The sequence below is a fragment of the Rhodococcus sp. 05-339-2 genome (genome assembly GCF_002258965.1).
In the GTDB taxonomy this organism is placed as follows: Bacteria; Actinomycetota; Actinomycetes; order Mycobacteriales; family Mycobacteriaceae; genus Rhodococcoides.
The window spans coordinates 190,902-210,622 of record NZ_NOYW01000002.1 but is presented as its reverse complement, the minus strand read 5'-3'; the positions used below and the strand labels follow the sequence as shown (position 1 = coordinate 210,622).

The following is a 19,721-nucleotide window of genomic DNA, read 5'->3' as shown; positions in this document are numbered from 1 at the left end:
GTGGTGGCGGCGGCGGGGGTGGAAGTCGCACGAGCCCACGACCGAACCTGACCCCACCCTCGCCAGGCGGTTCGCCGTCCTCGGCATCAGGCCGACAGAGTCAGAGCGCCAACGGATCTCGCGGCAGCTCGGGCGGCGGGTCGGGATCGAAGGCAGCCAAGGCGGTGGGATCCGGAGCTGCGGACGCAGGACGTTCGGCTGACGACCTCGCCGGTGGCCGAACCTCGAACAACAGCAGCAGCAGTAGCCGACACGCGATACCACGATGACCACCCCGACATCGGCCACACCGGTTGTGGCGCAACGTGTTCTTTCCTATCCGAGGAGTGAGTAGATGGCGACGAGAACCGAAGCAGGTCTGCTCTACCACGGGTGGACCAAGCCTCGAAACACCGGATTGTTCGGTGCGACATGGGCAGCGACGATCATCGGGTTCGTCCTGGTGATCTCGGTGATGGTGACCATGATGTTCGCCGGTTTCGGCGCAGGCGTGGTCGTCGCATCAATCGCGACAGTTGTTGCCGCACCGCTGGTGTGGAGCAGAGATGGTCGATCCGGATACGAAATGACGGTGCTGAGAATGCAGTGGATACGAGCACGACGCAGGAAAGAGAACATCTACCGAGGCGGGTTGTTCTCCGAACTACCCGGAGGCAAAGCGTTCCTCCCGGGCATCATGGCCCCGACCAAACTCTACGAAGGCGAAGATGCCGCCGGGTTCCGGTTCGGGATGATCCACATGCCCGCCAAGCACTGCTACACCGTGGTGCTGCGCGCCTGGCCGCAGGGCGACGAAGCAGTCGATCAGTCCCTGATCAACAACTGGGTCGGCGAATGGGGAGTCGTACTCGCCGCGATGGGCCAGACCTCCGACATCGTGGCCGTCGTCCCGGTCATCGACACTGTCCCCGAAACCGGTAACCGGTTGCTCGCCGAAGTCAGCCGCAACACCGCGCCGAATGCGCCTGCCCTGGCTCAGCATTCGATGTACGACCTCGCCGAGTCGCTGCCCACCGAACAGGTCCAGCTCGAGGCCCGGATCGCAGTGACCTTCCGCGCCACCACCGATGCCCGCAAGAAGGACCCCTCCGAGCAGGCCGTCGAGATCAGCCGTCGACTACCCGGGCTGTGCGCGGCCCTCAAATCGGCGTCGGTGATGGTCCGGCCCATGCCTGCGGCCGACATCGTCGCCTTCGTCCGGCGCTCCACCGATCCCGCTTCACAGGCGGATCTCGAGCGCGCGTCGTCGAGCTCGGCCGGACACGGACTTCACTGGGACGACGCCGGACCGGTTTCGCACGAGGAGAAGTTCGACCAGTACGTCCACGACGGTGGCCGGTCGGTGACCTGGGAAATGGATTCCGCTCCCGCGAGCGCCGTCGACGAGGGCGTCCTTCGTCGCATTCTCGCTCCCAATCCCGACGTGCCTCGCAAACGTGTCGCGATCGTCTACCGACCGCACACCGCGGCGGATGCGGTCAAGATCGTCGACACCGACTACAAGAACGCACTCATCGCCGAGCAAGGCGGGCGCGGCATCGGATCGGTGACCGCCTCGATCAAGGTCGAATCGACCTCCCGCGCCCGCGAAGAGCAGGCCCGTGGCCACGGACTGGTGCGCTTCGGGGTGCTGATCACCGTCACCGAGCCCCTCACCGGCGACATCCCGGCCATCGAAGCCATCGTCCGCGATCTGTCGGTGCAGTGCCGTCTCAAGATCCGCCGCGCCTACCGATGGCAGGCCGCCGGGTTCTACGGCTCCCTCGGCATCGGGGCAGTGCTGCCCGAACACGCCACCCTCCCCGGCGCACTCGCCGGATAAGCACCCGAGACGAGAAGGGGACCCGTCCATGGTCAAGATCCTCGACGACACCGCCCGCGCGGCCCTGGTCGTCGCCGCGAACCGTCCCGGCGTACGCAGCATGTGGGCCAAACACAAGCTCGCCACCGACGACCGCCGCCGTCGCAACCGCGACGCCGCGGACTACTCGTCCTCGGCCGACGGCTTCGCCCGCTCGACCCTACGCCTGACCGACCGCGGATTCGCCGGTCCAGGGGGCGGGCGCACCAACACCGTCGGCCGACAGATCGAGTACCGCGCCACCTCCGTCCAAGCTGCCGGCCTGTGGCCGTGGTCGGTCGGTGCCGGAGCACCACTGATCGGGACCCCGATCGGGCAACACCTGCTCACCCGCGCCGCGGTCTGCTTCGACCTGCTCAACTGGTTCATCGAAGGTCTGATCACCGCACCGGTGGGCTTCGTGCTCGGACTCAACGGTTACGGCAAGTCCTCGTTCGTACGACGCGTGGTCCTGGGCGGTATCGCACAGAACGTCACCACCCTCGTGCTGGCCGACGTCAAGCCCGACTACCGCAAGGAAATCGAAGCCGTCGGGGGCCAGGTGATCGATCTCGGCTACGGATACGGACGCATCAACCCGCTCGCCGGTGGGGTCCTGGGATCGGTGATCCCCACGCTCTCCGCGTTCCCCGACCTGCAGCGCCGCATGCTCGCCGAGCTCCGCGGCCGCCAGGTCCAGGTCGTCTCGGGACTGATCGAACTCTCCCGCGGCGGCCCGGTGCAGGACTTCGAGGAAACGATCCTCGCGACCTCGCTGAACCTGCTCTACGGCGAGATGGGCTACACCCCCGATCGCCCGCCCCTGCTCGGTGACCTGCTCGCCCTCGTCATCGACGGACACCCCGAACTGATCGCCGACGCCGGCGAAGACACCGTCGAGGAGTACCGGCGCTCGACCAAACGCCTCCGGCAATCACTGCGCGGGCTGATCAAAGGCCGGTTCGGTGAAGTGTTCAACGGACACACCACCACCGAAATCGATATCGACGCCGTCGCCATCTGCATCGATGTCTCGCACATTGCCGAAGGCGACACCAAACTCAAAGCGGCCGTGATGCTCGTGTGCTGGTCCGACGGCTTCGCCGCCATCGAAGCCGCACACGCCCTCGCCGACGCGGGGCTGGGACCGCAGCGCTACTTCCAGGCCATCATGGACGAGCTCTGGCAGGTCCTGGGTCTGGGCGATTTCATGGTCGACCGCGTCAACGCCCTCACCCGCTTGAACCGAGCCATTGCCACCGCGCTGTGGATGATCACCCACACCATCACCGACCTCGAATCGCAGTCCACGACCGGATCGGCGAACAAAGCCCTGGGCTTCCTCGAACGCGCCCGCGTCAAGGTCATCGGCCCGATCCCGGAAAAAGAAGTCGAACGCCTGGCCGGCATCGTCAAGTTCACGGCCACCGAATCCGACATGGTCAGCGGATGGTCCGCGCCGCCGCCCATGACCGGAGATCGCCGCAAACACGACGAGCCGATCGAGCCCCCATCCGGACTCGGCAAGTTCCTGATCAAGATCGGCGAGAGCGAATTGAGCCCCGGCATCCCGGTACAGCTGATCTTCTCCGCCGCCGAGATCGACGCCGGCATCCACGACACCAATTCCCGGTTCAGTGAGTTCGCCGACGCGAACCTCGTCCGCGAGGTCATCGAATCCGACATCGCCGCCCCTGAGCAAGCAGGAGCGCCCGCATGATCGCCGAACGAAAGTACAAGCGCCTCACCCTCGAACTGCGGGCAGCAGCAGTACAGACCGTCGCCAAGGTCGCCACCGAGGTGTCCTCCCGGTGGAGAGCGATCGAGCTCGTCGCCGAAACCCTCGAGGTCCACCCGAACACCCTGCGCAACTGGGTCGTGGCCGCCGGCCGCGACGCCGCCCCCGTCACCACCGAACAAGCCGAGCGCCGCGCCCGCGAACACAAGGTCCAGCTCGCGGCAGCGACGGAGCTGATCGCCACCCTGACTGCAGGAATGGGCCCGCACACCGGTCGGCGCGCATAGCGACGTGGACGCCAAGAAACTTCTCGTCGCCACCGCCGCGACACTTCTCGGGCTGGTCCTGATCGTGGTGGTGATCCTCGCTCCGGCGTCGACGACCATCGCCTGCGCTCCCCCGTCCGGTGCCGCGGCTGGCGCGATCGCGCCGGCCGGGTCGCTGGTCAAGCCCACCGCCAGCGACACCACCACCGACAGCTCCGGTTTCGGCCCCCGGTGGGGCACCGTCCACCAGGGGATCGACCGCGCCGGCCCGGTCGGCACCCCGATCTACGCCTTCACAGACGGACGTGTCGCCGAAGCCGGGGAGGCCGCCGGATTCGGGCACTGGATCATCCTTGACCACGAGATCGACGGCCGGACCTACTCCACCGTCTACGGTCACATGTTCGCCGACGGTGTCCTCGTCTCTGCCGGCCAGCACGTCTCGGCCGGCCAGGAGATCGGGAAGATCGGCAACGACGGCGAATCGACGGGCGCACACCTGCATTTCGAGGTGTGGGAGGGCGCGCGGCTCCCCGATGGTGCTGGAACCGCACTCGACCCCGCGCCGTGGGTCGCCAAGGCCGCCGAGCCCGGCACCGCCGCCCAGCCACAGACCTCGAGCTCCCCCGGTGCAGGAACGGGCGGCCTCAATGCCGCACAGCTCGCACTGGCGAAACAGACCGTCGCCATCGGCGAGGCGATGGGGGTACCCGAACAGGGCATCGTCGTCGCGCTCGCCACCGAAGGCCAGGAGTCGACCTATCGGATGCTCGCCAGCTCGAATGTCCCGGACTCCACGAACTACCCCCACGACGGCATTGGATCGGATCACCTGTCGGTCAATCAATTTCAGCAACAAGTGACGATCTGGGGCACGACGGAAGAGCTGATGAATCCAGTGACCGCGAACATCAAGTTCTATACCGCCCTGCTGAAGATCCCCGGCTGGCAGTCGATGGCTGTCACCGACGCCGCCCAATCAGTGCAAGGGTCTGGCCACCCCGGGGCCTACGCCGACGACGAACCACTCGCCCGCCAGCTCTACGCACAGTTCAAAGGTGCCCGCGCCGACCTGACCGCCGACGACCTCGCAGCGATCGCCAACAACGGCACCGGCGCGGTGGCCACCGCCGTCGTCGACGGCGGTACCGCCCCCGGTGCCTGCACCCCGCCTGCCGGCGGATCGAGCGGAGGACCGACCTTCGTCCCCGGCGGTCCATTCGGAGCCAATGTCATTGCCGCAGCGTCGAGATGGATCGGCACACCCTACGCATGGGGAGGCGGAGATTCGAGCGGTCCGACCCGAGGAATCAGCGACGGCGGAGGCGCAGCCGACGCGAACGGCGACACCTCCAAAACCGGATTCGACTGCTCCGGATTGACCCTCTACGCCGTCTTCCAAGCATCGGGCGGAAAGATCACACTCCCGCACTACACCGGCGACACCTCCAACCCCGGACAGCTGGGCGACCCACGGGGACAACCGATCCCGTTCGAGGACAAGCAACCCGGAGACCTCATCTACTTCGGCTCCGGAGGCAACACCCACCACGTCGGTATCTACACCGGCACCGAAGGCGGCCAGGACATGCTCCTCAACGCCCCCCAGTCCGGCCAAACCGTCTCGATCATGCCGCTCTCCGGCTGGGCCGGAGAAGACATGTACGTCAGGAGATTTCGGATGAACACCACACCACGCACCCACCGACGCGCCGCTTTGGCCCTGCTGGCGGCCCTCACCTTGGTCATCGGCGGCTGCGGCAGCGACGACTCCGGTCAGGACACCGGCGACCATCCTCTCGATGCCGGCGGACCGACGACCTCGCTACCCGCGCCCTCGACCCCGGACCTGCCACAGGCCTTCGCCGGGGTCGACCAGACCGATCCCGAACAGGTCATGCTGGCCGCCGCGACCACTCTGTTCTCCTACACCCCGGCAGACGAGCCCAACCAGCTCGCCGCAGCGAAGCGGGCGCAGCCGCTGTTCGACGAGCGCTACTACGCCGACAACGCCGCCTCGTTCATCGCCCTCGCCCCGATCACCGGCAACCAGTGGCAGGACTGGGCACAGGCAGGTGCCCGCGTCATCGCGGTCGCCGCGATCGGCGGCGACGACCATCCCGCCGATCAGAGCGGACGAGTCTCACGCGTGGTCACCGTCACCCAAACCGCCACGACCCCCGACGGAAAGACACTGGGAACCAACACCTTCGCGGCATACTTCACCGCAACCAAACTCGGCGTGTGGCGCGTCAACGCGGTGGCTGTGCGATGAGCTTCCTGGTCCTCTACGGCCACGGCACCGCCGCCGGGCCTTCTCCCGCCCCCGCCCTGCAGATCGCAGCCGACACCATGGTCGGCTACATCGACGAGCTCGAACGAGGCCACACATTCGTTGCCGTACAGGGCCATTCGCACGCCGTGACACCGCTCCAGGTAGCCGATCCACCGGGATCGACGCACCGCCCCCGGCTTCACCGTCACCATCACCGCCATCGTCGAAGTCTCCTGACACACCCGCCCACCAACGAGAAGGACTCCCCACATGAGCACTCGCAGCGTCAAAGACCCCGCCACCACCGACGGCTCCCTGGTCCTGCTCGGCTTCGGTGCCGCCGTCGCCGCCCTCGCCGGAGGCGGACTGTGGGCCGGCATTCACCTGGGCACCGACCAACCCGCCCCGGACAATCCCATCGCCATCGCCAAACGCCTGTTCCGCGGCGATCTCGTATGGCAGACCGGCTCGACGATCGTCGTCGTCCTCTCCGCACTGGTGCTGCTCGCGGCGGCGGTCGGAGCGCTGGTGCTGCTCGGTCGCTACCGGAGCAAGAAAACCCGCGTCGACGACAAGGCCCGCCACCTCGGCCGTGGCCGCGACATCGAATCGCTCAGCGAGAAAGGATGCAGACGCAAAGCAGCGGACCTGGCGATCGAGCTGACACCCACACAGGTACCCGGCGTCCAGGTCGGCCGTCACCTGCTCTCCAAGCAGATGCTGCGCGGCAGTTACGAGGATCTGCACTGCGACATCTGGGGGCCGCGGACCGGTAAGTCCTCCTCGCGGGTCATCCCGGCGATTCTCGACGCCCCGGGCGGGGTGATCACCACCTCCAACAAACGCGACGTCGTCGACGCGACGCGGCTCTGGCGCAGCGTGCGCCTTCTCGACCGCGTCACCGGGGAACCGGTCAAGGCCGCGGCGGTGGACTGGAGCACCTACGGCGACAGTAAGGCCGTCCCGGCCAAGGGCATGGTGTCCGTCGAGTCCCTCGAGCGGCGCCCGGTGTGGGTGTTCGACCCGCAGCAGGTCGCCGACGAACAGCCCAGCTGGTGGTGGAACCCGCTGACCTGGGTCACCGACGAAGTCAAGGCCGCCGACCTCGCCGAACACTTCGCCTCCGGCGACGACGGGGTCGAAGCCAAGAAGGACCCGTTCTTCGACCCCGAGGGCCAGGACCTGCTCGCCGGGCTGATCCTCGCCGCCGCGGTGGCCGGGCGCCCGATCACCGACGTCTACACCTGGGCAACGCAGGAGAAGAACAAGGAGCCCGTCGAGATCCTCCGAGGGACCGCCGACGGCCGATACCGCTTGCAAGCGGATGGCCTTGCCGCACAGTACAACCAGACCGAGAAGCAGCGATCCGGCGTCTTCACCACCGCCAAGAAGATGATTCGATCGCTCAAGCTCTCCGCAGTGCACCCGTGGATCCGTGCGAGCGGACCCGGCGATACTCGCCCGCACTTCGACCCGCGGGCGTTCGTCGCCGAGGGCGGCACGATGTACAGCCTCTCCCGCGAAGGAAACGGCTCCGCCGGTCCCCTGGTCACCGCCTTGACCGTGGCCATCATCGACGCCGCCGAACAGCTCGCCACCACCTCCCCCAAAGGTCGTCTCCCCGTCCCTCTCCTCGCACCGCTCGACGAGGTCGCCAACGTCGTGCGCTGGGCGAAACTACCCGGCCTCTACAGCCACTACGGCTCCCGCGGCATCATCATCATGGCCGTCCTCCAGTCCTGGTCCCAAGGTGTAAATGTTTGGGGCACAGAAGGAATGCGCAAGCTCTGGTCCGCTGCCAACGTCCGCGTCTACGGCGGCGGCGTCGCGATCGACGACGGCGAATTCCTCCGCAACATGTCCACCGCGATCGGTGATCACTGGGAAATCAGTGGATCGGTCTCCACGAGCGATCATGGCCGCAGCGTCTCACGCTCGCGTACCAAACAACGCACCTTCACCGAAGCCGAACTCGAAGCCCTCCCCCGCGGACGCGCCATCGTCCGGTCATCGGGGAACACACCGGTTCTCGTGCGGACCGTGCCGTGGTGGGAAGGACCGAACCAGGCCGCAGTCGTCGCGTCCATCAGAGTCCACGACCCCGAAGCCGATCGCACCCTCGCCGGCGCAGTCACCCTCGTCGGGAGCGTCGACCTGACCAAGGAAGGTGCAGCGTGAGCGAGGATTTCAGCTTCGACGGCCTCGACGACACAGCCACCGAAGCGGCCGCGGGATCGTTGAGCGAGCCGATGCGGGCCCGGGTCCAGGCGGGCGTCGACCGACGCCTGAGCGCCGAAGTCGACGCGATCGCCGCCGCACAGTTCGAGGAGCTCCTGACCCCCGAGCTGCACCACCAGCTCGCCGAGGCGACACGGGCTCGGATGGAAGCCGAGCTCGACGCCGCGATAGACGCGGCCGGCAACGAGCCCGAACCGCTCAAGTTCGGGTCGGTCGAGGAGTTCGTGCGCGACCACCTCGCCGTCCTCTACCGCCGCGAGGTCGAAGACGTACCGCACCGATGCTGGTGCCCGCAGTGGTGGCGGCACGCCGAAGCCGTCGCCCGCCTCGAAGCGCTGTGGCGATCGTTCGAGCACCTGCGCAAGGACCCACACACCGGCATGAGCGTGTGGCTGCGCGATCACGCCGACCACCACATGGAAAAGCTCTTCGCCTCCGACGGCCCCTTCCAGAACTGCGATACCCGCACCGGACACTCCGACCGGCTGCATCCGCTGCCCGTGGACCCCGCGCCGCCAGCGATGTTCCCCGACCAGCGACAGCGCTGACCCCCATCCGATCCGGTAACGAGCCGGACCGCCAATTGAAAGGTGACACCACATGTCCGATGACGAGCTCGGCTCCGCCAGTAGAGAAGTGGGGATGGTGTTCCGCGTCGGGATGCAGCTCGCATCCCGTTTCGCCGAACAGAGCGCCCGCCGACGTGAACAGCAGTCACGCGAGGCCGAACAGCACAGCAACCAAGCTGCGCGCGAATACAGCGAACGGCTCCGCACCGAACGGATCGCCGCCGAAACCCAGCTCCGCAGGCCTCTCGACCCTCAGTGGTGGGACCGGGCGACACCTCACGACATCACGACCGTCTACGAGCAGGCCAAGGCCTGGGAAAGCGAGTCGGAGATCGCCACGCAAGCCGCAGCAACGGTCCGCAGCGAAGTTCATCGTCGATACGGCGTCGACATCACCGATGACCGCGGGGCCCGAGCGTTCATCGACGACAGCCAGCGTAAACATGCCCTCGCCCAGAACTCCGACAGAGCGGCAGGACTCGATCGCGCCCAGGCCGCAGCACTCATCGCCGACGCCGAGCACCAGGACGCCGAAACGCAGCAGCGGCACGCACAGGACGGCTACGGATCCGGCCCTGGCATAGAAAACGAAGAGGCCCAGCCGCTGAGCGAACGTGAGGCCCGGGACCAGAACTCAGAGCACACTGAGCGGTCGCAGGAGACAGACCGACGTGCTGAAGCCGATCACAGCTACGACAGCGCCGCACGCCGCGAGCAGTTCGCCTCGGACATGCGCGCGGCCGGCGTCGACGACGAAGCGATCGCCGCGCGGATCTCCGCAGACATCTGCCAGGGCGCACCCGCCGGAGCCATCACAGTGCCTTCGACGAAATCACCTCGAGCACGCAAAGGACGTCCCGGCAACGGAAAGCACACCGACCGCGAACGTTCCGGCCGCTGACCTTCTTTCACGCCCAACACCCATCCAACACAGGAGAACCCATGAACACCATCACCCGCACTGTCGCCACCGCAGCCATCACCGCCGCAGCATTGATCGGCGGGACCGGTCTCGCAGCAGCGGACGTGCCACCTGCAACCCCGAGCCTGACCGGCGACGACATCGTCACCGTCGGAGACAACGGCGGCTGCAACGGACCCATCCACATCGACCGCACCACCGACCGCACCCACCCCGGCCAACTGACCATCACCGCCACACCCCGCGGAGACCTCGGAGCACGTCCGGGCTGCGGAACGACCATCCAGGTCGACTGGGTCAACGGCATCGCCCCGTTCACCCACTCCGCACAACTCCCCCTCGACGGAGGCCCCGCCACCATCACCGTCGACGCCGGACTCGGCGCAAGCTGGGTGACCGTCTCCGTACTCCCCCAGCGAGCATTCGCCGTATCGAACTACATCTGGATCGCTCCGTAGAACGACGAAAGCCCCGTGTTCCGTGACCTCAAAGGGTTCCGGGAACACGGGGCAAGGGGGGCGAATGTACGTGAACGCGCTAGAACATCCGGTACGCCGCGACTACTCGGCCAGCAGGCGGATCACCGTGTGCCGGACCCCCGCGATACTCGCCGCTCCGATGAGCAGAACACCGAGTACGAGGGCGAGGGCGTCAGAGCCTGCAAGGTGCCAGTGGAGAGCGTTGACGACGGTTGCCGCGGCGGGAATCGCGAGCAACGACGTCTTGTACGCGATGCACACGATGGCGAGTGCTAGCCCACCGAGCGCTCCTGCCACCTGGACGTTACCGAGATCGAACCCCGCCATGGCTGCGACAATCGCCAGCGAGTGGGCAGCTGCTGCGGCTTGGAACGTCGCGCTGGGGACGTGAATCGTGAGGCCGAAGGCAGCGGAATTCCCATCGCCAGCGGTGTGGCGTCCGCCCACGGCGTCGGTGAACCAGAAAGGCACCCTGATCTCGAATGATGGGCGTCGCCTCCTGGCGGCCGCGACGCCAACTGACGCCGCGATCAGGACCACCAGGATCAGGGCGACGAGAGGTTGTTCGAGGTGGACCCAGAGTGCGACGTTGACCGCCGCTGCTGACACCGGAACGATCGCGAGGCGCGACCTGTTCGCAGCCGCTGCCATCATCACTGCGATCATCCCCACCAGTACGACAGGAACAAGTTGATTCGTCAGCAGAGTGGTCCCAGCCATGCTCGATGCGATCCAGATGGAGTGGGCGGCCCCCGCTGCCTGGAACGATGCTCGAGGAAACAGGATCGGAATGCGCACCGCAGCCCGCACGGTGCGCCCACGAAAGTACATGTTGAAGGGGATCGGAATCGAACCAATCCGCATAGGATGAAGCATGGCTACTCCTCGTCGTAGAAGGCTGGAGAGCTGAATCGGACGGCACACCCCCGGCCATGGGGGTGTGCCGTCAATTATTACCTTCAAAAATGCCGACTGACCAGGGACGATGCATGCTTGCCGGCTGAATAAAATGAGTAAACTTGTTTTTTTATTTTCAAAAACCGATCCCTCGTTTTAACGCACCGCACCGGCCGTACCGCTACCGTTCAGCGGATGGGAAGACGCCCGATCGACTGGAGTAGGCCCGAGTCGCTGTACGATCCGGCACTCGCAATTCTCGACGTCATCGACACCAAGAAGGATCTCTCGTCCGTCGCATCTGCTCTCGGCATCAATACGCAAGCAGTCGAAGACCGGATCACGAAAGTGGAGCGCCTGTTCGGCAGCAGCAACCCCGAGCTCGCATTGGTCAAACGCAACGTCGACGGTGACGAACTGTCGCTTTCCGCACGCGGGCAGAAGATGCGTCAAGACTTCGCTGACATCATCGACAAACTGAACTCGCTCCACGAGAATCGGCCAGCACAACACGTCCGAGTCCTTCACCTCCCGCATCACACGCCCGCTGTAGCGCCCGCCGCGCTGACATTCGAGAAAGTGGTCTCGAAGAACGCCTCCGATGGGAGCAGACCGAGCCACTATCGGACCGAACTGAAAGTTCTCGGTGAGCATCATCGGGCACCAGACCACTTCATGGCCCGCGGCATCCGACCGATGGTCGCCGGCTACTACGACGTCGTGGTCGGACTTCCCTTTGTTCGCGACGCGAAAGACTCCCCCCAGTACAAACAGCTCAGGCATAAAATCCACACAGAAGACCTGTACCGGGCCTGGCTCGAAGTTCAAGTCGACGAGATCGACCAGCGATCGGAATACCCGATCGAAGATCTGCGAGGCGTCCCCATCCTCACCGCTCCCAAGGAAACCCGATCACGCCAAGCGCTCAACGCCGCTGCCAAGGCCGCCAGCGTCCATCTGACCGAGCGGCGATCCGAATTCGAGTCGAAGGTGCTGTTGATGGCCGCCGCGCACGGAATGGGTACCCCCGTCCTACCTAGTGACGTCGCATTGCAGTTCGATGCCAACGGTTTGCTCGGGGGCGGGTGCGCTGAGAAGAAGAAATGGATTCCCCTCGTAAACAAAGACGGTCAACGTCTCTGGTACTGGGTTTCCGCCACTACCCGCCCCGGGGACGACGATGCGAAGAAGTTCGTCGACCATCTCAAAGCGGCAGCCAGAAAGCTGATGATCGATCACGGCCGGGGCGAAGCCGTGGACCTCGACAGTGCGCCCGAATGGATCCAGGACCAATTCGAGTACCCCCGGAAGAAAGTAGTAGTCGGCGGCTACACCTCCGACGCCGAGGGTCGTGTACTCACGATTCTCACCGGACAATTCATCACCGCTACCCGATTCGAGTACCTCGGTGCAGCCAACGCCATACCGCGAGGCGCAACCGGGGCCGACAAACGGATCGGCGGCCTCATAGCTGCCTTGAATCTCATAAAGCAAGACGATTCTCCGTTCTCATCCTCATCCGACATCGGCGGAAAGAACTTCACCTGGGTCAAGCCTGAACGTGTTATCGAGATCGAATACGAGCACGAAGTCACGGGGCGTCACGGCTTCACCCGTGGATACGTCCTGCGCCCCGACGGGTCCGAAGCTCGAACGGTCCGATGGTGACGACGTTGCGCAGAGCAATGCCGACTTTCGATTTACAAGACTTCAGAACCAGTCACGTCTTCCATTCCGCCACTGAGCTACCTCAACGGACGGTTCACGTGGACGTTGCAACGAGCAGTTGTGCGGCTGCCACTGCACCAGAGGGTTTTACCGTCTTCCCGGAGGCCCTGCTCAAGCGCGGCGAGACTCACGCAATCAATTCGATCTCGTCGGAGTTGAACCCGAGGAGCGTCGCGATGGCGGCCTGCGCTTCGTCTCCGTAGATGTCTACCGATTCGTCGTCGCCGTACAAATTCGAGTAGAGGTCAGCAGCATTCCTAGGGTTGGATGTCCGCTGCGCGAATTTGATCTGGACGTCGGTGGGGTCCCCGATTGGCTGGCTGTATGCGACCAGTGATGGGACTTCCGTGTTCCCGAGATGGACGGCAACCCGGAGCGCGTGTTGGGGCCGATGTCCCCGTTCTCCACCGATCGTAAGTTGTTCCGACAGCGTTCGAGCAAGAGCCGCTGTTCTGATGTGTGCAGAACGTAGGAGTTGGCTGAGCCCACCAGCTTTCATCTTGATCTTCTGGGGTGGCTGAAGTCGGTTGAACCGCCGCGCGGTGTTCCAGAAGTCTTCCAGAAGGTCGACGACGGGATCGTCGATCAGTCCTGCAGGCTGGACCCGTTCGTTGATGTGATGCGTTCGCTCTCCGGGTCTCAAGGCGAGATGGTGTTCGAGCCGCGCAAAACGGAAAGGACCGTCGTCCTGCAAGATCCCGAGCTGCGACTCCGTCAGCTCGATCACTCGAGATGTTCCTCGCAGTTCGACGAAGAAGTATGTTTCGTCGAGGCTTTGTCCTACGGCGTATCCACGGGGCTCGGTCAGCGCATAGATCTCGCGTTCGACATCGCTGACGTTGTTGCGAAGGATGTCCACGAGTGCGGCGCGACGGTAGGCGTATTCACGCATCGGCAATGCAGGTCCCGGGTTCTCCATCCACCACTTCTCAGCGCCGTCGGACGCTATGGGTCGTCCTGTTGCCAGGTGAACTGCTTGGAATAGCCGATGCGACGGGATGGTCGATGCCTGGTCCTCGAAGACTCTGACCGTTTTGACGCGGCGACCGTATGCGACGGTATCGACAGTCAGCGCTGATGCTTTCGCGTCTCGTCGATTCACCGTGTTGTTGAAAATTGACGACATGCTGATGGGTTGGCCTCCATAGTCGACCCACACAGCCAAGACCGGATAGACGGATCCAGTCAGCATGTTGAATCGATACAACGGATGCTCGTTCGCTCGGTCCAATAGTTCGCTTGCGTCGGTACGTCCCGGGTCGGTCAGCACCAACGTCGATTCAACTCGCAGCTGCTCGTAATGTTCGTGCACGACCCGGTTGGTGATCTGAGGGACCATGCTTTTCCCCAAAACATCTTGGATTCGTCCGTGTAGAACGATTCGAGTTTGGTCGTCCGGATCTGCATCGAGAGTGACCACAACATGCGGGTCCGGATTGATTTGAATGTCTTCATCAGCTGTCGCGATGAGGCCCTGTTCTAGTAGCACTGGGATTGCCGTAAGCGCTTCTCCACGATCGGCCCCGAACCTGTTGTGCGCATATATCAGTGCTGGTTCGGGAGGGGTCCACACGCCACCCGGATGAGTGGTCTCCAGTTCGATCAGAGCTGCAAGAACTGCCAGCTCCGCCGAGTTCAACCGCAGGATGGTACTGAGGGCGGGGTTGTCGACTTGACTGGTGAGCGCGAAGGCGGCTGTCCGTGCGATCGGCACCATCAAACCACTGAATTCGATACTGTCTCGTCGGTACTCGTCGAGGAGGGCTCGGTACGCCGGTTCGCCAATCTCTTCGCGTTCAGTATCGCTGAGCATGAAGTTCCAGAGATGACCACGGCGGCTCTCGTGAAACCACATCTGTCCGTTGCGGTCGATACTGAGAATGCTCTCTCGTTCGAGAGCTGTCCGTAAGACGCCCCATTGGGTCGCAGTGAGGTCGAGGTAGCTGGCGATGGTGCGTTCGTTTGGGGGCAGCTCGTAGACCGCTAGTTGGCGGGCTGCGACCTGTGCGTCTGCGGGAAGTCGGGCCAGTGCGTGTTCGAGGGACAGGACGAAGGCGGTAGGGGGTGTGTATTCGTCGAGGGATCCTCCACTACGAAGTTGGCCGATCAAACCTTCGATGATGAGCGGGAATCCGTTGCTGAGAAAATGAACTCGGTCTGTATGAGTCGTCGAAAGACCAGCTCGTGTCAGCATGGATCTGACACCTGCATGGTCGAGTCCGTCTACGACCGCTTCGCCGCATCCTGCTTCGCGCAGACGTGCCAGACCGACCTGCGGGTGGTGGGCTGCAGAAGACCAGCCTAGGACGAGCTGCGTTCGTTTAGGCGGTGCCAGAACCAGACTCGCCAATGTGCGCTGATCATCATCTGTCAGTCGTTGGCACTCGTCGATCGCGAGGATCAAATCTCGCTTCAAAACGCTGGCCACCTCGTCGCATAGACGGACGAGAAGCTTTACGACGTTGCTATCACTGCGGGTCTGAAGATCTCGCCGCATCTCCTCGGTGGTGTCACGCCGGAGTCCTTTGAGGAACGCGGCAGCCCCCTCGCCAACATGCTCGCCCAGACGACCCTTGACCAAGGCCATCAGTTCTTGAGTGACAGCCTTCGCGAAGCTTTTTCCTAGCTCCGCAGCCATCTGCTTGCTCGCCATGTCGAACCGGTGTTGGACTTTGCGCCACAACGTACGGTCCAGGATGGACGTGCTGAGAGCAGAGACGAGACCCTCGAGGAGTGCCACCTGCAGCGCGCCACCGTCCCACGAGCATGTGGTGGGTGGCGGTGCAATCACGCCGCCGGCCGCGCGATGTGTTTGGTGCGCGCCGAGTATCGAGGATTTTCCGGTGCCAGTGTCACCGCTGACCACGATGATGGGGTTCGGCAACGACAGTACGTGTGTGAGCTCCGGCCGCATCAACGCATTATGTCGTCAGTTCCGGACAGTCGTGCATGGCGACTGCAGATCGCTCACAAACGATTTGCCGTCTCAGCGAGTGTCTCTGCCGTCTCGATCGCTACTACGCGCGCGCGACAGAGGCGGTCGAGTTTGAGCAACGTCATTCGCGATGTGCGGCCGAGAGGAGGTTGACGTGGAGATTGCGCTCTGCGTGAAGCGTGCCGCCTCTTCGGCGTCCGCGAGCTCAGCAGCGGTGTAACCCGAGACAGGGGTACTCCCGCTCGCAACAACGTCAACCGCGGTCCGATCTACGGTCGACTGCATAACTTCCAGCCGAGTATGCATCGCGGTGAGCCGTTCCCGGGTGACGACCTCGAGGTCGCGTGCGTACGCCGCGTCACCGGCCGCACGTGACGCCGCCGCGATCGCTTCGGTTGCCTTCATCAACTGCCGCAGCAGCAGGATGTATCCGGTGGTGGCGTCGAGTCCTGGTTTGCACGCCATGACGATCAATGCCGCGCCGCCGGCCGACACCACACCGGCCGACTTTGCGGCGCGTTGGTGCGCCGGCAACTGCGCCGCGCGGGCGAGCTGCTTCGACGCATGTGCGAGCGGCCCCGGACGATTCTCGACCTTCGCCGACCACGCTGCGAACACGCCAGCGGTCCGGCCTGCCGCGCGCGCCCATTGCGCGCGATCAGTAACCGGAATTCTCGTGAGGTAGTCGTTCCACCGTTCGAGATCTTCCGCTGCTCGCGCGAGCAATTTCGGATCGGCCACAACAGCTTCCGGCCCGCTCCGCTTGGCGGGCTTCCCTGCTTTGGCTGCAGTCCATTCGTCGACGGCGCGCGCCGATTCCTCTGCGGAGGAATCCCATTCGCTGCGCAGTCGCGGCAGCGTCAGGTCCTTCGACAGTTTTCCTCCGCCGTACCAAACAGCGGCGACCGTGCCCTCACCTTGATTGGGTCGCAACGCCACCGAGTAGCCCTCGACAGTGTCGGTGGTTCCCTTGGTGAATCGTGGCCGCACCAACACTCCACTGCCCCGTAGTCGACGCACGAATTCTGCTTCGGTCTTCGAGGCGGTAGCTGCAGCACGCACGCGACGCTCCAACACATCTCGACCGGTCTCCGGCAGGTGCGCTCGGTCAGCACGGCCCTGCTCGGCGGGCTTGGTTCCGCGGCCGCCGAGTTGCTGTTCGCGGGACTGCAGAACTTCCAGACCGTACCGGTGTTCGAGGGTGTTGCACGCGGCCTGCGCCCGCTTCCGGTCGTTGAACGTGTTGACCTTCGTACCGTCCTCGCGGACAGCGGATGCCGCGATGTGAATGTGGTCGCCGCCGGCCTTGGTCTTGCCGTGCCGGATCGCCACCCAGCGAGCCGGGGCTCGTGGTGAGTCCGCGTCGTCGAAGTCCATTTCCTTCATGAAGTCGACCGCGATCGTCGCCCACTTCACGTCCGACAGCTCACCCTCCTCTGGCTTGAGCGAGAGCGAGCAGTGCCACACGTTCTGATCCGACGTGGCGTCGGCCAACGCCACCGATCGCGGGACACCGTCGTCGATGGCAGCGTTCATCTTGCGTCGACTCGTCACCGACACCTCGGTACCGAACACCACACGCGCAGTGTCCAGTTCACCCGCCAACGCAATGGCGTCCTCGTGCGACAGCTCGCCCGCCGGGGCCGCGAACACGATGCTCTCGTGCCCGGCGACGACGTGCGGATTCTCGTGCTCGTTCGACTTACCCGGACCGGCGAGATACACCACCAGCCCGGTCATCTTCGCGCCCCGAGTGATGTTCGGTATCAACGTCCCACCAGATCACGCGGCAACCGGTTCACCCGATCGAAGACCTGCCGCACCGCCGCAATCGCTGCCGTCGTTTCCGGTGGAACTTCACCCGTCGCGTTCGCCACTTTCGCGAGCTGATTCAGGTTCCGCCCGAGTGCCGCGATGAGCTTCGTCGCGGCGAACAACTCCGTCAGATCTTCACGCGAGACCGTCGAACGCGGGGCTTTGAGCGCGGAGTCGATCAACAGCCTTGCCACCGTCACGCCCTGGACGCGGGCAGCGGCCTGGACCGCCATCTCCTGCTCGGCGGTCAGCTTCACCACGTGCCGGTACTCACGGCCGCCGACGACGTTCGACTGACGGGTGCGCAGCCACCCCGCTTTGCGTTCTGCCATCACCCGCTCCTCCCGTCCGTACCTCACTTCGGCCCAGCGCAGCGACCCCAGACCTGGGGAGCACGCGATCAGCGTGTCAGATTTCCGTCAGGAAATCCACACTTAGGGCACCTAAGTTATAGCTTGCTCCGCCTGGGGCACGCTGGTGTCTCGCGGAGCCTGCGGAGTGGGTCACCAGAAAAGACGCTCAGGACGAGCGCCGCGAGTTCCGATTCCGCGCGCCACGAGTGCGCGGACGGCGGTTGTCCCCGGTTGTGGATTTCGGACCCGATTGTGGGTGCCTGAGATCGAGCGGAGCGGCCTGGGAACTCTCGGACATCCACATGAGGACACGGTCCGATCCACAGTTGGGGGCAACCGCTCGCGCGCGCCTGGGCATGATGGACAGATGGCAGTCTTCAGCAATGGTCAACTTCTGAGCGCGTTCCTCAAAGACCAGGCAGCCTCGGCGTTAGCTGCGGCTGAGCGAGTCGACCTGGGCCAGATCACGGAGGAAGCGCTCGACGACCTCGAGGCAACGATCTGGGAGCACGCCGGAGTCGAGCCGCTTGAAGTGTCGTGGGCAGATAGGTGGTCGACCGGAGCGGCGGAGAAGTCGATGCCGATCCATCGAAGCGACGGACCATCTGTAGATCGGAAGGTGCGAAGCTTGGAGGTGTACTTTCCGTACACCGGCACCAAGGAACTCTGGACGAAAGTCATCGACGGCGCACGGGACCTCATACGCATCGGTGAAAACCGACTCGGCCAGGTGAAAGTTCACAGCGACGAAGAATTGATGATCGAGATGTTCGTTGGCGGCATGGAGCCCCGCGATGTCACGAACGAACTCAGCTGGACCACGGACAAAGTGAAAACGTACGTCGGCTGGTGCAACGAACGCGTCGAGACGTGGAGCACGACTGTCCGTGCGGAGGTGCGCGGCCGCCTGCAGGAGCGCCGCCTCGAAGCACAACGGGGGGCCGCGTTGGACGAAGCTCTGGGGATACCCGTACGCAAACGACCGACCGACGAGCAGATCCCCGTCCCGCTCACGCGAAAGAGCCTGAAGCTTCCCCCAACCGGGATGGCACGCAGGGGTCACCCAGACCATGTCTTGGAAGAAGAAATCTACGAGGATGTCGTGCGGACCATCGACCGCCTGGCGGTTGCGATGGAGCGCACGTCCACCGCATTCGGGCTGAGCGAGCCGCAGATCAGAGACTTGATTCTGATCGTGCTCAACGCCAATTACGACGGGCAGGCGGTGGGTGAGGCATTCAACGCGGCCGGCAAGACAGACATCCTGCTGCGATGGCAGAACCGCCATGCGTTCATAGGCGAATGCAAGTTCTGGACCGGACAGAAGTCGGTTACCGACGCAGTCGACCAACTGTTGAGCTACACCACCTGGCGTGACACCAAGGCTGCCCTCGTGGTGTTCATCAAAGACCGAAAAGGCATCGGGGCCGTGATCGACCTAGCGAAGGAGACGGTGGAGTCTCACCCCGATTGCGAGGGCATCGATTCGACCAGAACCGAGTGGGACAGCTGCACCCGTTACGTTCTACGGAAGCCCGAGGACCGCACCCGCAAGGTCGCCGTGGCACTCATCCTCGTACCGCTATATGCGGGCAAATAGACTGCTGCGCTTCGCGTGCCGATAGCCCGCAGGCGACGGCCCCGGCAGATTGCAGATCGGGCCACC

The 19,721-nt window shown here is 64.4% G+C and carries 14 protein-coding genes; 10 read left to right on the top strand and 4 right to left on the bottom strand.

Annotated elements, in window-relative coordinates:
* The first annotated feature begins 334 nt into the window (after nucleotides 1-334).
* The 8 genes from CH273_RS01065 to CH273_RS01025 all read left to right on the top strand — a co-directional run bounded on the left by CH273_RS01065 (nucleotide 335) and on the right by CH273_RS01025 (nucleotide 10,306).
* Nucleotides 335-1,822, top strand: coding sequence for an SCO6880 family protein (locus CH273_RS01065; protein WP_032393573.1), 1,488 nt, complete (start codon nucleotides 335-337; stop codon nucleotides 1,820-1,822).
* Nucleotides 1,823-1,850: 28 nt separating this feature from the next.
* Nucleotides 1,851-3,560: a hypothetical protein gene (locus CH273_RS01060; RefSeq protein ID WP_176457433.1), complete on the top strand. Its 1,710-nt coding sequence runs from the start codon at nucleotides 1,851-1,853 to the stop codon at nucleotides 3,558-3,560.
* Entirely contained in the window at nucleotides 3,557-3,865 is a 309-nt protein-coding gene (locus CH273_RS01055; protein ID WP_032393572.1) for a hypothetical protein, read from the top strand. The genes CH273_RS01060 and CH273_RS01055 overlap by 4 nt, the downstream gene beginning before the upstream one ends.
* Nucleotides 3,866-3,869: 4 nt before the next feature.
* Nucleotides 3,870-6,119 (top strand): peptidoglycan DD-metalloendopeptidase family protein, encoded by a 2,250-nt coding sequence (locus CH273_RS28350; protein ID WP_371828349.1) that lies wholly within the window; start codon nucleotides 3,870-3,872, stop codon nucleotides 6,117-6,119.
* 270 nt (nucleotides 6,120-6,389) lie between these two features.
* On the top strand, nucleotides 6,390-8,297 hold the full coding sequence (locus tag CH273_RS01040) for a type IV secretory system conjugative DNA transfer family protein (protein WP_032393571.1): 1,908 nt from the start codon (nucleotides 6,390-6,392) through the stop codon (nucleotides 8,295-8,297).
* Nucleotides 8,294-8,905 (top strand): DUF4913 domain-containing protein, encoded by a 612-nt coding sequence (locus tag CH273_RS01035; protein WP_230596587.1) that lies wholly within the window; start codon nucleotides 8,294-8,296, stop codon nucleotides 8,903-8,905. The genes CH273_RS01040 and CH273_RS01035 overlap by 4 nt, the downstream gene beginning before the upstream one ends.
* 52 nt (nucleotides 8,906-8,957) lie before the next feature.
* Nucleotides 8,958-9,827, top strand: a complete 870-nt coding sequence (locus CH273_RS01030) for a hypothetical protein (protein WP_032393570.1) — start codon at nucleotides 8,958-8,960, stop codon at nucleotides 9,825-9,827.
* 41 nt (nucleotides 9,828-9,868) lie between these two features.
* Nucleotides 9,869-10,306, top strand: a complete 438-nt coding sequence (locus tag CH273_RS01025; protein WP_032393569.1) for a hypothetical protein — start codon at nucleotides 9,869-9,871, stop codon at nucleotides 10,304-10,306.
* 102 nt (nucleotides 10,307-10,408) lie between these two features.
* On the opposite strand, the gene CH273_RS01020 is transcribed toward CH273_RS01025, so the two are convergent.
* On the bottom strand, nucleotides 10,409-11,191 hold the full coding sequence (locus tag CH273_RS01020) for a hypothetical protein (RefSeq protein WP_032393568.1): 783 nt from the start codon (nucleotides 11,189-11,191) through the stop codon (nucleotides 10,409-10,411).
* Between the two features lie 228 nt (nucleotides 11,192-11,419).
* Between CH273_RS01020 and CH273_RS01015 the strand changes: the two genes are divergently transcribed.
* Nucleotides 11,420-12,892 carry a hypothetical protein gene (locus CH273_RS01015; protein ID WP_032393567.1) on the top strand — a complete coding sequence of 491 codons (1,473 nt, stop codon included), beginning with the start codon at nucleotides 11,420-11,422 and terminating at the stop codon, nucleotides 12,890-12,892.
* Between the two features lie 187 nt (nucleotides 12,893-13,079).
* Here CH273_RS01015 and CH273_RS01010 read toward each other — a convergent pair whose 3' ends face one another.
* The 3 genes from CH273_RS01010 to CH273_RS01000 all read right to left on the bottom strand — a co-directional run bounded on the left by CH273_RS01010 (nucleotide 13,080) and on the right by CH273_RS01000 (nucleotide 18,034).
* Entirely contained in the window at nucleotides 13,080-15,866 is a 2,787-nt protein-coding gene (locus CH273_RS01010; RefSeq protein WP_032393566.1) for a hypothetical protein, read from the bottom strand.
* Nucleotides 15,867-15,938: 72 nt separating this feature from the next.
* Nucleotides 15,939-17,627: a relaxase/mobilization nuclease domain-containing protein gene (locus CH273_RS01005; protein ID WP_176457432.1), complete on the bottom strand. Its 1,689-nt coding sequence runs from the start codon at nucleotides 17,625-17,627 to the stop codon at nucleotides 15,939-15,941.
* 26 nt (nucleotides 17,628-17,653) lie between these two features.
* Nucleotides 17,654-18,034 carry a plasmid mobilization protein gene (locus CH273_RS01000; protein WP_032393565.1) on the bottom strand — a complete coding sequence of 127 codons (381 nt, stop codon included), beginning with the start codon at nucleotides 18,032-18,034 and terminating at the stop codon, nucleotides 17,654-17,656.
* A gap of 277 nt (nucleotides 18,035-18,311) precedes the next feature.
* On the opposite strand from CH273_RS01000, the gene CH273_RS00995 reads away from it, so the two are divergent.
* Nucleotides 18,312-19,655: a hypothetical protein gene (locus tag CH273_RS00995; protein ID WP_143546158.1), complete on the top strand. Its 1,344-nt coding sequence runs from the start codon at nucleotides 18,312-18,314 to the stop codon at nucleotides 19,653-19,655.
* Nucleotides 19,656-19,721 lie beyond the last annotated feature (66 nt).